Source organism: Limnohabitans sp. 15K (assembly GCF_002778285.1).
In the GTDB taxonomy this organism is placed as follows: domain Bacteria; phylum Pseudomonadota; class Gammaproteobacteria; order Burkholderiales; family Burkholderiaceae_C; genus Limnohabitans_A.
Window position 1 is genome coordinate 366589 of sequence record NZ_NESM01000001.1, and the last position, 14031, is coordinate 380619.

The window sequence follows — 14031 nt, forward strand, 5'->3', positions numbered from 1 at the left end:
ACCGCTCTCGCAGTATCTGTTCAATCCCAGCACATGGCCAACTCAGGGGCTCGGCCCTTGGAACTGGTTTGTCCGCGCAAGGGGCCGGCCCCAGGTCGCCTCGCCATGGCACCTGCTGAGCCGACAGAAATTCCGGACGACGCAGACATTGAACAAGCCCTGAAAGAGGCGCGAGAACCTTTGGATGCCCGCTTGACCACACCGCCCAGAACGGGTGCTTTGCGGCCAGAAAAAACCAGCCATTTGCACATCGCCATCTGGGGGGACAGCCACATGGCCGCTGCTTTTTTCAGCGACCAATTGCTGCGCCAACTGGCTGGGCCTGCAGGGCCCAACGCCAACACGGTCAGCAGCCGCTTTGTGCACGCTGGGGTGGGCCACGGTGGCGTGAGGGCCTTGGTGCAAAAAACCTGCTTGACGGGTGAATGGGCACGCGAGATGGCTTATGCCCACGGCGATGCGGCGGCTGCCCCTGGCCCTGGCATGACCAGTTTGGTGGCCAAAAAGCCCGGGGCCATGCTGGCACTGGACCTGCGCGACGCCCAAGGCCTGGCCCGCCATACCCGATTGCAGCTTTTGCACCATGGAGATGCCTCTGGCCCTGCCCGCTTGGCCATCAGCGTGGACGGCGAAGTAGAAACGCAGCTGACTCTGACCACCCAAGCGGGCCCCAATGCCTTGGCTTTGAGCACCGACGTGGCGCTGTCGACTTTGCAAATCCGAGTGCTGGAGGGATCGTTTCGCTTTCAGGGCATCAAGCTGCCGGAGTCGGCAACACCCGCTTCAACCGCAGCGCCCCTGCACCTCGACCTGTTCGCCTACCCCGGCGCCACCGTGGCGGGTTGGGTTCGCAGCGATTTGGCTTATCTGGCCTCTTGGTTCACCGACCAACCTTACGACTTGGCCCTGATCGCCTTTGGCACAAACGAAGGCAACGACCCGCGTTTCAACGAAGCCACTTACCGTGACACGCTGAACAAGGCCTTGGGCAACTTCCGCCAAGTCTTTCCGCAAACGCAGTGTGTGCTGCTTAGCCCGGGTGATCGGGGCATTCGGGTCGCCAAATCCAAGACGGCCAAAGCCAATAAAGCCACCAAAGGCAACCAAAAGCAAGCCGCCAACAAACAAGACCCAAAGGCCAAGTCCAGCAAAAACAACACGGCCGTCAAGCCCAAGACCTCACCGCCCTCAACCCCTGCGGCCAACTTGCTCAAGTACAGCCGAATCCACGCACAAATTGGCCAAATCCAAACCGAGCTGGCGGCGCAACACGGTTGCTTGGCTTGGAGCATGCAAGAGGCCATGGGTGGGGTGGGCAGCGCCTACACCTGGGCCCGCAAGAATCCGCCGCTCATGGCCCCTGACCTGATCCACTTCACAGCGGCCGGTTACCGCGAACTGGCCAACCGTTTCATGGCCGACTTCGGCCTGACCGCGCCATGAGCTCACTGGCCCGTTTGCCTGGCCTGGATGGCTTGCGCGGCGTGGCCGTGCTGGCCGTCATCGGTTACCACTTGAACCTGGGCAACTTTTTGCCTGCCGGGTTTTTGGGGGTGGACATTTTCTTCACCGTGTCGGGCTTCATCATCACCGCGCTGTTGTTGCAAGAACACGCCCGAACCGGCCGTGTCGACTTTCGAGCTTTTTACCTGCGCCGTGCAAGACGCCTGTTTCCAGCCGCCCTGGTCATGCTGCTCTTGTTGGTGGCCCTCACGCCGCTGTTGTTGCCCGCTGCACTGCAGCGATTGGTCGAAGACCTGCCTGCCGCGTTTTTGTACCTGTCCAACGGGTGGCAAATCGTGGCGCAGCAGTCGTATTTCGAGGCCATCGAACAACCCCGGCTGCTGCAGCACCTGTGGTCCTTGGCCGTCGAAGAGCAGTACTACCTGGCGTGGCCACTGTTGGCTTTGTGGTTTTTGAACAAGACCGGTAAAACCGGTCTAGGCTTGGCCGCTGGCGGCATCGCATTGGCAAGCACGGCTTGGATGGCTTTGCTCTATGTCACGCAAATTGACGGCGGCGACCCCAGTCGCGTGTACCTGGGCACGGACACACACTTGATGGGTTTGCTCACGGGATCGGCGTTGGCGGCCTGGTGGAACCCGTGGAAGCTGCGCCTGACTTCGCCCACCAGCGATGAAGTGCTCAACCTGGCAGGAACGGCCGCCCTGGCCGCTCTGATTTGGGCCATGGCCGAAACCCACGAAGGCATGGCGGGCCTCTACCAAGGTGGATTTTTAGCGGCTGCGGTGCTGACGGGCCTGGTGATTGTGGCCAGCACACGCGAAGGCACTTGGGTGGCCTGGATGCTGTCCAGACGCCCTATGTTGTGGCTGGGTGCGCGGTCTTATTCGCTCTACCTCTGGCACTGGCCCGTGGTGGTTTGGCTGAAACCCTCTTCGCAAGCCGACGCGCTGGAGTTGACCTGGGTCAACGCCACTCGGCTGATGCTGACCTTGCTCTGCGCCGAGGCCTCTTACCGCTGGGTTGAAAAAACATGGGCAGTGGGTTCACCCAAGGCTTGGGGGCGTCGCACATGGATCGGGTTGGGGGCTTTGGTCTTGGTCAATGTGGGGGTTTTGGGCTTCACACTGACGCTGGGCAGCCAGGTACAAACCGGAGCCCATGCGCCCGCAGTACACACCACCTCTCCGGTGCCCAACCCCAGAACGGCCGGGGCGTCGGCAAATTCCGTGTCCGCCGCCTCTCTGTCGCCCAACCCGGCTGGCGCGGCTTACCAGCAGGTCACCCTGGTGGGCGACTCGGTTTTGCTCGGGGCCAGCCCTTATTTGCTGCGCCGTTTGCCGGCCGCACGCGTCGAGGCCAAGGTGGGCCGCCAAGGCAGTGATGGCCTGAAGCTGGTGCAAAGCCTGCGCGAAACAGCTCAGCTGGGCGATGCGGCAGTCATCCATTTGGGCACCAATGGTTATTTGGGCGAAAAACAATTCCGGGCCTTGCTGGAACAACTGGCCGACCGCAAAACAGTGGTGGTGCTCAATGTCTACGGTGCACGGCGCTGGACCGGGCCTAACAATGACTTGATCGCGCGGGTCAGCCAAAACTTTGAAAACGTGCGCATGGTGGACTGGCACGCCATTGGCCAAAACAACCCGGCCTACTTTGTGCAAGACGGGATTCACCTCTCGGGCAGCGGCATCCATGCCTATTACAACCAGATTCGGATCGCTTTGGGTCAACCCGAAGTGTTGCTGTCTGGCCCGTCACTTCGACAGGTCAAACGCCCTGCGCTGCCCTCGCCAACGGCAAGTTCAACGCCAATTTCACCGCCAGCCTCCACTCCAACGGTCACGCCCGCGGCAGCTTCGGAGCCGACTCCTTCCAACACACCGCCCATCAAGCCGGATACGCCAACGCCAGCCGACAACTGAGTGCCACGCTCGCGGTCAGCGCCTGGTGATCGGCAAATTCACTGGCAACTGATTGGGCAACTGGTTAGTCAAGCCCAGCTCTGCGTAGGGAGACTGTCGCCACTGGCGATGTCCCACCATGCTCGGACCCTGCCCACCGGGCATGGTGTTGAGTGCACTGTTCATGATGCCCATGGCTATTTCTGAAGGGCTTTGCCCCCCTTGCCGCATGCTGAGCATTTGTGCCGTGGTGGGCATGGTGTTCATTGGCACGGGCGTGCCCGGCAAAGTCAGTGCCGCCATGGCTGGTTGTGCAGTGCCTTGCAGGCGCTGCGTCTTCTCGATCATCGAGCCCAGCACGCTGCCATAGTTGGGGGCGGTGGCATAACCGGCTTGCTGCAAAGCACTGGCAAAGGCCTGCGGGTTGTCCAGTTGCCGCATCGCGGGCGCATAACGCGGGCTTTGGCTGATCAGACGGGCATAGTCGTTGAAAGACTCTTCGTAACTGCCATAAGCGCGGAACTGGCCACGCACTTTTTGCGCGCTGCCGTTGATGAATTCTGTGGTCCAGACCTCCGCCACGGGCCCCTTCCAGTTGCCCCCCGCACGGATACCAAACAGGTTGTGCGAGGTGCGGCCGTCTTCAAAACGGATCTCATGCTGCCCCCAGCCGGTTTCCAGCGCAGCTTGCGCGACCATGAAGGTGGCCGGAATGCCACTGGTGGCTTGCGCCTGCCGAGCCGCCTGGGCGTGCTGGGCCAAAAATGCGCGTGGACTGTCGGCACCAGCGCTGGAGCCCGCCTGGGTGCGACGGGCCTGGATCGCTGGGTTCAAAGGATCTGACTGGGCTGCGGCGTAAGGGATCACCGAGGTGTCCGGGTTCAGTGCCTCGGCCATGGCCAAAGGCTGCGCCGATGACAAATCGATGCGTTGCTCGGGATAAATCAGGTTGGCGTTGGGAATGCCGTTGTCCGCGGCCACTTTCAGGGCGACCCGGTACAACTGCTCGCCGGAGAGTTGCAACGGGGAGTTGGTGTCTTGTAAGCGCTTTTGGATCAGGCCGCTCAAGGTGTCGCCGGGGCGGACTGTGACCACGTCGCCCGCAGGCTTGAACTTGGACAGCGCCTGCGAAAAAGCCGCCCCCTGACCCGCTGATGCACTGCCCGAACGCGCAGGCCCACCCGCAAGGCGGTCCGAGGCATCGGACGCCGCTGGGGCAAATGGCGTAGCAAGCAAGGTCATGGCTTCTTGGGCAAACGGTTGGGAGGGGCTCAGGTCCTCAAAATTGACGGTAAATCCACAGCTTGAAACGATAAAAGCAATTTTCGCGCCCGAATATGGGTGCGCTGAGACACACTTTTGAAGCCCATCTGGGCCCTGTCTTCATTTTTGGGTGGTAAAACCACGGGTCTACTTGGTTAAACGGAACCTTTTTTTGACCGCTGCCTTCTCAAAATTCGCGATCACCGTGGCCATGGCCATCGCCACGGCCAGCTGGCCTGTCAGCACCCTTGCCGGTCCTGACATGGCCTTGCTGCGGGTGACAGGGCAAGGCAACCCGACCGAATTCAACTGTCCAGCATCCAAATCGCGTCAACTGGCCAACCGCTCCACGAACGAGCTGACAGGCCCATCAGAAGGTGACGTCAAACCATGGACCCAGACGCCACTGCCACCGGCCAACGCCTACCCTTCAGCCCTCAAAATTGGCCTTTGGGGTGACAGCCACACCGCTTCGGGCACCTTTGCCGACAACGTCCTGGAAGCGCTTCGCCTGCCCTTGGCCCAAACCCACCCGAGCTTCATCGCACCCACTTTTGGGCTCAAAGGGGTTCGCCAGCCGCTGCGCCGCGCTTGCCTGAGCGACGATTGGCAATTGGCCCTGGCCTACCGCACCCCCAAAGAGGGGCCTGAGAACTACGCCAAGTCTTTGAGCGCCATCCACACCGATCAAGTGGGGGCGTTCATGTGGCTGGACTTTCGCTACCCCAGCGCCCAAACGCGCGTGAAATGGGCCGACATCCACTTGGGCAAGGACAGCGGTGAACGGGGTTTGGTCTTGGGCGTCTCCGTCGACGATGGCGTTGAATCCCTTGTCCAACTTCCACCGGGCAGCCTATCCCGCCTGCGGGTTCAAGCGGAGCTGCCCTTTGCCAGCCTCAAGTTGAGGGTCGTGGCAGGAGCCGTCCGCATCGATGGCATTGCCCCGGTGTACGAAGGCAAAACCCCTGTCGTCATGGACGTTTTCAGCATCCCCGGGGCTACAGCCAAGGGCTGGCGCGTTGTCAATAAAGACCACCTGCGACGCGAAGACCCGCTGGCCAATGGCTACGATGTGGTCATTCTGCAATCGGGCACCAACGAATCGCTGGACCCGGACTTCAAGGTCCGCCTGTACGAACAACAGATCAGCGCCAGCCTTGCCAAGCTCAAAGCGGCTTACCCCCGGGCCCGCTGCATCTTGATCGGCCCACCCGACGCGCAAAAATCGTCCACCACCGTACGCTTGATCAACGACACGCAATACCGCTTAGGCCTCGCCCAAGGCTGCGCGCACTGGCACTGGCAAAAAGCCATGGGCGGCCCTGGTGCCGCACAGCGCTGGCAAGCGAAAGGCTGGATGCAAGCGGACTTACTGCACCTGACGCCCGAGGGGTATGCGCAAAGCGCACGCAGCTTTGTGAGCATGGTGCCGGTCAAGCCACGGTAATCAATGCCTTCTCGGTCTCAATCCCTGCCCTGCCTTGAGGCTTTGATTTTGGATTGAATCGCCTTGCCCTCTAACCGCCTTTTCACAGAGCCATAAGTCGGCTTGGTGGCTTTGCGGGCTTTGGGGGGCTTGGCGTACAGGTCCAGCGTTTCATACAACCGTGCCCACGCGTCCACCCTGTTGGCTTCTTGGGTGCGGTGTTTTTGGGCTTTGAGGATGAACACGCCTTCGAGCGTGAGGCGGCTGTCACCCGACTCCAGCCAACGCTGCTTGACGTCATCGGGCAAGCCAGAGTTCGATACGTCAAAGCGCAACTGGATGGCGCTGGAAACTTTGTTGACGTTTTGCCCACCCGGGCCTTGCGCACGGATGGCGGTGAGCTCGACTTCAGAATCGTCGATGTGCAGGGCGTGTTTCATTCGGCGCTGAATCTGCGCTTACTGCAGCGGACCTTTGAGGTTTTCTGGCACAGGCAGCGGCATGACCTCGATGCCTTCGTCCATCAGGGCTTCGGTTTCTTCGCGGGTGGCTTGGCCACGGATGTTGCGAGCCTCTCGCTCACCATAGTGGATTTTGCGGGCCTCTTCGGCAAACTGAGGGCCCACATCTTCGGTGTTGGCCAGGACATGGCGCACCATGTTCGTCATGGCCGCTTGCATCTGCTGCAAGGTGTCAGAGTTCTGGGCAAGCTCGGGGCTCAGCGCGCCTTGCCCAAGCTCGGAATGTGGTGTCTTTGCGAGTGCATTGACGGCTCCATGAGCGGGCAAATTGGAGGCACTGCCTCCTGGCTCTTGTGAACCCAGTGACTGCACGGCAGCATCTGGTGCCACGCCATGGCCTAGGTTCAAGCGAGGGGCCGAGAGTTTTTTGAGGATATCGCTGTCGTTGCACACTGGACAGGTGACCAGGCCTCTTGAACGTTGGCTGTCGTAATCGTCTTGTGAGCCAAACCAACCCTCAAAGCAGTGGCCCTGCGCGCATTGAAGATCAAGAACTTTCATGTAGCGCTCATGTCAGGCCAAGCTTTGCCAAGTCAGAGGCCATTGACCCGACAAACTGTTTTGCAGCCAAAGCGCACCCGTGAGTGTTTTGGCATCGGTCACTTGCCCACTTTGGCACCACGCCATCAATTGCTCGGGCGTGGCGGTGAACACGTCCAAAAACTCTTCTGAATCCAGCTGGCGCTCACCCAAAGTCAGGTCTTTGGCGAACCAGATCTCAATCACTTCGGTTGAGTACGCGATCACCGGGTGCAAGACCCCTGCCCTCGCCCAGAGTTTGGCGGTGTAACCGGTTTCTTCTTTCAATTCGCGTTGGGCGCACAACCAAGGGTCTTCACCGGGGTCGAGCTTACCCGCCGGAAACTCGGTCATCACCTGCCCGACCGGGTAGCGGTATTGGCGCTCCAGCACCACCTGCAAACCCTCGGGCGTGTCGAGTAAAGGGATGACCATGACCGCGCCCGGATGGACCACATACTCGCGGGTGGCCAGACTTTGATTGGGCAACCGAACGGTGTCTCGAAAAGCGTGCAGAAAGTTGCCGTGCAGCAGCTCCTCTTGGCTGACCCGGTGCTCGGTTAGATGCGCATCGGTCATAGGCAATGCCTCAAAAGAGCAAGCGGCCAAGGCCTCAATGCTGACGGTGCATGAGGTAGCGGTAGACAAAACCGGGGAAAGCCAAGGTCACAAACATGGTGCCTGTGACCGCATAAAACTCCCAGCCTTGGGGTGCAATTTGGCCGCCATGGTTTTCCAGCGCCAAACCGACACCGCCGACCACAAAGTAAAGCACCACCAACTCGGCGAGTCGCCACCCCAGAGGTTTGGACTCGCGCTGGGGGCCAAGGAGCAAGATGCGTTGATTCGCAAACGGCAAATTGGCGGCCAGCAATGCCAGCACGACCAACATGACAATTTGCGACGACATCGACATGGCAGTTCGGTCAGACCGCCAACATGCGCGCCACGGAGTTGGCACACAGAGCCATCAGGGCACCTGGCACGATGCCCAGAACCAACACCAGCAAACCGTTGATCGACAAGACCACGCGCACATCGAGGTCGGCCGACACGGTGGTGGCGGTGACGGGCTCGTCAAAGTACATGACCTTGATGACGCGCAGGTAGTAGAAAGCGCCGATCAAAGACATCATCACGGCAAAGATGGCCAAGCCGATGTAGAAGCTTTGACCTGAAACCATGAGCGATTGCAAGACCGACAATTTGGCGTAAAAACCCACCATGGGCGGGATGCCTGCCATCGAGAACAAGCAAATTGCCATGACCGCGGCATACAGCGGGCTGCGCTGGTTCAAGCCGGCCAGGTCGGTGATTTCTTCACTCTCAAAGCCTTGACGGGCCAACAACATGATCACGCCGAAAGCGGCCAAAGTGGTCAACACATAGGACACCATGTAGAACATGGCTGAGCTGTAGGCGTTGGCAGCCAAAGTGGTTTGGCCGTTGATAACGCCGGCCACAAAGCCCAGCAACACAAAACCCATTTGCGCGATGGTCGAGTAAGCGAGCATGCGCTTGAGGTTGGTCTGGGCGATGGCTGCCAAGTTACCAACCAACAAAGAGGCGATGGCCAAGACCGACAGCATCTGTTGCCAGTCAAAGGCCAAGGGGAGCAAGCCCTCGACCAACAAACGGATCAAGATGGCAAAAGCCGCGAACTTGGGCGCGCCGCCGATCATGAGTGTGGCGGCAGTCGGTGCGCCTTGGTACACATCGGGAATCCACATGTGGAAAGGCACCGCACCGATCTTGAAAGCCAAACCGGCCACGATGAACACCAGACCGAACACCAACACTTGGTGGTTGACTTGGCCTGAAGCCACGGCTTTGAAAACCGCCGAGAGCTCAAGGCTGCCCGTGGCACCGTACATCATGGACATGCCGTACAACAAGAAGCCCGACGCCATGGCACCCAGTACAAAGTACTTCATGGCCGCTTCGGTGGCTTGGGTATGGTCACGGCGCAAGGCCACCAGGGCGTAGCTGGACAAGGTCAACAGCTCCAAGCCCAGGTAAATCACGATGAAGTTCTGGCCCGAGATCATGAAGCTCATGCCCAGCAATGCGAACATGCTCAAGCTGAACAGCTCACCACCACGCAACATGTCACGGTCAGCGGCGTAAGGGCGCGAATAAACCAAGGTGACCATCACCGCGATCGTGGCAAAGCAACGCAGCCAGTGGCCCATCGGGTCACTCACGACCAAACGGCCAAAGCCATACAGGGTCTGGCCGGCGTCGGCGTGCAGGGCATGCAACAAGGCCACACCACCCAAAGACAACAAGGTCAGGGCATAAGTGGCAGTGCGCTTGGGGCTTTTCACGAAGAGGTCGACCAGCGCAATCACGCAGGCCATGACCAGCAACACGATTTCCGGATAAACCGTCATCCAACTGGAGTTGTCCATCATGGGTGTTCTTTCAATTCTTCAAGGCAGTTTGGACTGGGCAACGTGTTTGAGCAGGTCCAGCACCGAGCTGTCCATCACATCGGTGAAGGGCTTGGGATAAATGCCCATGTAGAGCACGGCAGCGGCCAACAAAGCCATCACCAAAAACTCGCGGCCGTTGATGTCGGTCAGTTGCTTCACGTCGTCGTTGGCGACTGGCCCCAGATAGACACGCTTGAACATCCACAGGGTGTAAGCGGCACCAAAGATCAAAGCCGAAGCGGACAACATGCCCACCCAGAAGTTGAACTTGACGGCGCCCAAAATGACCATCCACTCGCCCACAAAACCAGCCGTACCCGGCAAGCCGCAATTGGCCATGGCAAAGAACAAGGCAAAAGCAGTGAACTTGGGCATGGTGTTGACCACACCGCCGTAGCTAGAAATTTCACGGGAATGCACGCGGTCGTACAACACGCCAATCGACAAGAACATGGCAGCAGAGACAAAACCGTGGGCAATCATCTGCACAATGCCGCCGGATACGCCGAGCGGGTTGAAGATGAAGAAACCCAGCGTCACAAAACCCATGTGCGCCACCGACGAGTAGGCCACCAGCTTTTTCATGTCTTGCTGAATCATGGCCACCAGGCCCACATAGACCACGGCCACCAGAGACAACACAACGATCAACATGCCCCATTCGCGGGCCGCATCGGGGGCGATGGGCATCGAGAAACGCAAGAAACCATAAGCGCCGAGCTTGAGCATGATGGCCGCCAGCACAGCCGAGCCGCCGGTGGGCGCTTCAACGTGAACATCGGGCAACCAAGTGTGCACAGGCCACATGGGCACCTTCACGGCAAAGGCCGAGAAGAAGGCGAAGAACAGCAAAGTCTGCACCGAGCCTGACAAGGGCAGTTTGTGCCAAGTCAGGATGTCGAAGCTGCCGCCGGAAGCCACGTACAAATAAATCAGCGCGATCAGCATCAGCAATGAGCCAAGCAAGGTGTACAAGAAGAACTTGAACGCTGCATAAATCTTGTTCGGGCCACCCCAGATACCGATGATCAGGTACATCGGGATCAACGTGGCTTCAAAGAAGACGTAGAACAAAATGCCGTCGAGGGCGCTGAACACGCCAATCATCAGACCCGACAGGATCATGAAGGCGGCCATGTACTGGTTGACTTTGCGGGTGATGACTTCCCAACCCGCGATGACCACGATCACGTTGATGAACGCGGTCAAAAGCACCAGCCACAAGGAAATACCGTCCACGCCCAAGTGGTAGTGAACGTTGAAGCGCTCGATCCACGGGGCTTTTTCGACAAATTGCATCGCCGAAGACCCGAGCGCAAAGCCCGAATAAAGCGGCAACGTGACCAAGAAACTGGCCAACGAGCCGACCAACGCCAACCAGCGCACGGCGCGGGCTTGGCTGTCGCGACCGAGGACCAGCAAGATGACGCCGAAAGCAATCGGCATCCAGATGGCAAGGCTTAACAATCCCATTTTTATTTTGTCCTCAAAACCGTTAAGCGAGCCAGACGAAATACGTCATCAGCACGAACACACCCAAAATCATGACCAGGGCATAGTGGTACAAGAAGCCCGACTGGAACCAGCGCACCACGCCAGACACCAGGCCCACGACTTTCCAGGAACCATTGACAAAGAAGCCGTCGATGATGGCGCGGTCGCCCACCTTCCAAAGGCCCATGCCCAAACCTCGCGCACCCTTGGCCAGGATGTTTTCGTTGATCCAGTCCAGGTAGTATTTGTTTTCGAGGACCACGATCAAAGGACGCAGGGCGCGTGCAAAAAACGCGGGCACTTTGGGGTTGACCAAGTACATATACCAAGCCGTGACCACACCGGCCAAAGCCAACCAGAAAGGTGCCGTGCTCAAGCTGTGCAATGCCATGGCCACAGGACCGTGGAAGGATTCGGCCAACTCTTTCATGGCGGGGTGCTTGACCGCGTCGATGAAAATGACATCCTTGAAGAACTCACCATAGAGCATGGGCTGGATGGTCATGAAACCGATCACCACCGAAGGAATCGCCAACAAGACCAGTGGCACCGTGACGACCCAAGGTGACTCGTGGGGCTTGTCGTGGCCATGGTCATCATGACCGTGGTGGTCATCGTGGCCATGGTGTGCGTCCGGATTTTGGTCGTAACGCTCTTGGCCGTGAAAGACCAAGAAATACATGCGGAACGAATAGAAGGCAGTGACGAACACACCCGCCAAGACCGCGAAGTTGGCAAAGCCAGCAGCCGGCAAGGTGCTCAGGTGCACAGCTTCGATGATGCTGTCCTTGGAGTAAAAACCTGAGAACAAAGGCGTGCCGATCAAGGCCAATGAGCCCAGCAAAGAGGTGATCCAAGTGATGGGCATGTACTTGCGCACGCCACCCATCCAGCGGATGTCTTGGTTGTGGTGCATGCCCATGATGACGGAACCCGCACCCAAGAACAGCAGCGCTTTGAAAAACGCGTGTGTCATGAGGTGGAACACGGCGACCGAGTAGGCCGATGCGCCCAAAGCCACCGTCATGTAACCCAATTGCGACAAGGTGGAGTAAGCCACCACGCGCTTGATGTCGTTTTGGATGATGCCCAAAAAGCCCATGAACAAGGCCGTGATTGCGCCAATCACCATGATGAAGTTCAAAGCGGCTTCTGACAGCTCAAACAAAGGCGACATGCGGGCAACCATGAAGATACCGGCCGTCACCATGGTGGCGGCGTGGATCAGCGCGGAGATCGGCGTTGGGCCCTCCATCGAGTCAGGCAACCACACATGCAATGGGAACTGCGCCGACTTGCCCATGGCACCGATGAACAAACAAATGCAGATCACGGTGATCAACATGGCGTCCATGCCAAACACATACCAAGGGAAATTGACAGCTGCCAACTCACCGGCTTTGGCAAACAACTCGGTGTAATTGAGCGTGCCGGCATAAGCCACGATCAGGCCAATGCCCAAGATGAAGCCGAAGTCACCCACACGGTTGACCAAGAAGGCCTTCATGTTGGCAAAGATGGCGGTGGGCTTGTTGTACCAAAAGCCGATCAGCAAATACGACACCAGGCCCACGGCTTCCCAGCCGAAGAACAACTGCAGCAAGTTGTTGCTCATGACGAGCATCAACATGGAGAAAGTGAACAGCGAGATGTAGGCGAAGAAGCGGTTGTAGCCTTCGTCTTCTTCCATGTAGCCGATGGTGTAGATGTGCACCATCAGCGACACAAAGGTCACCACACACATCATCATGGCAGTGATGCCATCGACCAAAAAGCCGACTTCCATCTTAAGGCCACCCACCACCATCCAGGTGTAGAGGGTTTCGTTGAAGCGCGCACCATCGATCACGCTTTTGAGCGTCATGGCCGACAAGATGAAGGCGACCAAGACACCCAAAATGGTCAGGGTATGCGACAGGCGACGGCCAATCCAGTTGCCACCGAATTGGGTGCCCAGAACACCGGCCAGCACCGAACCCACCAAGGGCGCGAGGGGGACAGCCAGCAGGGTGCTGGCGTTGAGGGTTTGACTCATGTTGTTTTAACCCTTGAGCGAATTGAGTTCGTCCACGTTGATGTTGTTCTTGTTGCGGAACAACAGCACCAGGATGGCCAGACCGATGGCAGACTCAGCAGCCGCCACTGTCAAGATGAAAAACACGAAGACTTGGCCATGCATGTCACCCAAGTAGTGTGAGAAAGCGACGAAGTTCATGTTCACAGCCAACAGCATCAATTCGATGGCCATGAGCAAAACGATCAGGTTCTTGCGGTTCAAGAAGATGCCGATCACGGCCAATGCAAACAGCATGGCGCCAAGCGACAAGAAATGCCCGAGTGTCAAAGTCATCATTTCTTCACCTCCGCAGGGGCTGCATCAGGGGTAGCAACAGGCGCGGGAGCCACTTGTGTCGAGGCCATTTTGACCAGCTGCATGCGGTCGGCGGCACGCACCCGGATTTGAACCGACGGGTCAATGGCTTTGCTGTCCTTGCGTTCACGCAGGGTCAATGCAATCGCCGCAACCATGGCCACCAGCAAAATGGCCGCAGCGATCTGGATCGGCATCAGGTATTCGGTGTAGAGCAAGATGCCCAGCGCTTTGGCGTTGTCCACCTGAACTGCGCCTGCCGCCATGGCAGGTGCTTCTGCCAAACGGAAACCAGACAACAACACAGCGGCCATTTCCAAGGCTACGATGGCGCCCAAGGTGGCTGCGAGTGGAAAGTTTTTCCAAAACCCCTTGCGCACGGTGTCAATGCCAATGTCCAACATCATCACCACGAACAAGAAGAGCACCATCACCGCACCGAGGTAAACCAGCACCAGCAAAATGGCCAGAAATTCGGCGTTGAGCAAGAACCACACGGCCGAGGCTTGGGAGAAAGCCAGCATGAGGTACAGCACCGCGTGCACGGGATTGCGTGCGGTCACCACCCGGAAGGCTGCAAACAGCAGCACCACCGAGAAGAGGTAGAAGAAACCGGTCTTGACGTCCATAGGTC

General features: G+C 58.5%; 13 protein-coding genes. 3 read left to right on the forward strand and 10 right to left on the reverse strand.

Annotated elements, in window-relative coordinates; genetic code table 11:
• Positions 1-33 precede the first annotated feature (33 nt).
• Both B9Z40_RS01695 and B9Z40_RS01700 read left to right on the forward strand, forming a co-directional pair.
• A complete protein-coding gene (locus tag B9Z40_RS01695) occupies positions 34-1443 on the forward strand; it encodes a GDSL-type esterase/lipase family protein (protein ID WP_158238047.1) in 1410 nt (469 codons plus the stop codon).
• Positions 1440-3389, forward strand: coding sequence for an acyltransferase family protein (locus tag B9Z40_RS01700; protein WP_100171592.1), 1950 nt, complete (start codon positions 1440-1442; stop codon positions 3387-3389). Before B9Z40_RS01695 ends, B9Z40_RS01700 begins: the two co-directional genes overlap by 4 nt.
• 15 nt (positions 3390-3404) lie before the next feature.
• Here the strand turns inward: B9Z40_RS01700 and flgJ are convergent, their stop codons facing one another.
• Complete coding sequence (gene flgJ / locus B9Z40_RS01705) at positions 3405-4610, reverse strand: flagellar assembly peptidoglycan hydrolase FlgJ (RefSeq protein ID WP_100171593.1); 1206 nt, start codon at positions 4608-4610, stop codon at positions 3405-3407.
• A gap of 193 nt (positions 4611-4803) precedes the next feature.
• Between flgJ and B9Z40_RS01710 the strand changes: the two genes are divergently transcribed.
• Positions 4804-6078 (forward strand): GDSL-type esterase/lipase family protein, encoded by a 1275-nt coding sequence (locus tag B9Z40_RS01710; protein WP_100171594.1) that lies wholly within the window; start codon positions 4804-4806, stop codon positions 6076-6078.
• A 17-nt stretch (positions 6079-6095) separates the two neighbouring features.
• Here the strand turns inward: B9Z40_RS01710 and arfB are convergent, their stop codons facing one another.
• Genes arfB through B9Z40_RS01755 form a run of 9 tightly spaced genes read right to left on the reverse strand, consistent with a single transcriptional unit; the run spans position 6096 to position 14026 of the window.
• A complete protein-coding gene (gene arfB, locus B9Z40_RS01715; RefSeq protein WP_100171595.1) occupies positions 6096-6497 on the reverse strand; it encodes an alternative ribosome rescue aminoacyl-tRNA hydrolase ArfB in 402 nt (133 codons plus the stop codon).
• 18 nt (positions 6498-6515) lie between these two features.
• A complete protein-coding gene (locus B9Z40_RS01720) occupies positions 6516-7079 on the reverse strand; it encodes a DUF1178 family protein (protein ID WP_100171596.1) in 564 nt (187 codons plus the stop codon).
• A gap of 12 nt (positions 7080-7091) precedes the next feature.
• On the reverse strand, positions 7092-7676 hold the full coding sequence (locus B9Z40_RS01725) for an NUDIX domain-containing protein (protein WP_100171597.1): 585 nt from the start codon (positions 7674-7676) through the stop codon (positions 7092-7094).
• Between the two features lie 34 nt (positions 7677-7710).
• Positions 7711-8013: a DUF2818 family protein gene (locus tag B9Z40_RS01730; RefSeq protein WP_100171598.1), complete on the reverse strand. Its 303-nt coding sequence runs from the start codon at positions 8011-8013 to the stop codon at positions 7711-7713.
• 10 nt (positions 8014-8023) lie between these two features.
• A complete protein-coding gene (gene nuoN / locus B9Z40_RS01735) occupies positions 8024-9511 on the reverse strand; it encodes an NADH-quinone oxidoreductase subunit NuoN (protein WP_100171599.1) in 1488 nt (495 codons plus the stop codon).
• Positions 9512-9529: 18 nt separating this feature from the next.
• The gene (locus B9Z40_RS01740; RefSeq protein WP_100171600.1) at positions 9530-11005 is read right to left on the reverse strand and encodes an NADH-quinone oxidoreductase subunit M; all 1476 of its coding nucleotides are present in this window, start codon (positions 11003-11005) and stop codon (positions 9530-9532) included.
• Positions 11006-11027: 22 nt separating this feature from the next.
• A complete protein-coding gene (gene nuoL, locus B9Z40_RS01745; RefSeq protein ID WP_100171601.1) occupies positions 11028-13061 on the reverse strand; it encodes an NADH-quinone oxidoreductase subunit L in 2034 nt (677 codons plus the stop codon).
• Positions 13062-13067: 6 nt separating this feature from the next.
• Positions 13068-13376 (reverse strand): NADH-quinone oxidoreductase subunit NuoK, encoded by a 309-nt coding sequence (gene nuoK / locus B9Z40_RS01750; protein ID WP_100119811.1) that lies wholly within the window; start codon positions 13374-13376, stop codon positions 13068-13070.
• The gene (locus B9Z40_RS01755) at positions 13376-14026 is read right to left on the reverse strand and encodes an NADH-quinone oxidoreductase subunit J (protein WP_100171602.1); all 651 of its coding nucleotides are present in this window, start codon (positions 14024-14026) and stop codon (positions 13376-13378) included. The genes nuoK and B9Z40_RS01755 overlap by 1 nt, the downstream gene beginning before the upstream one ends.
• Between the last annotated feature and the right edge of the window lie 5 nt (positions 14027-14031).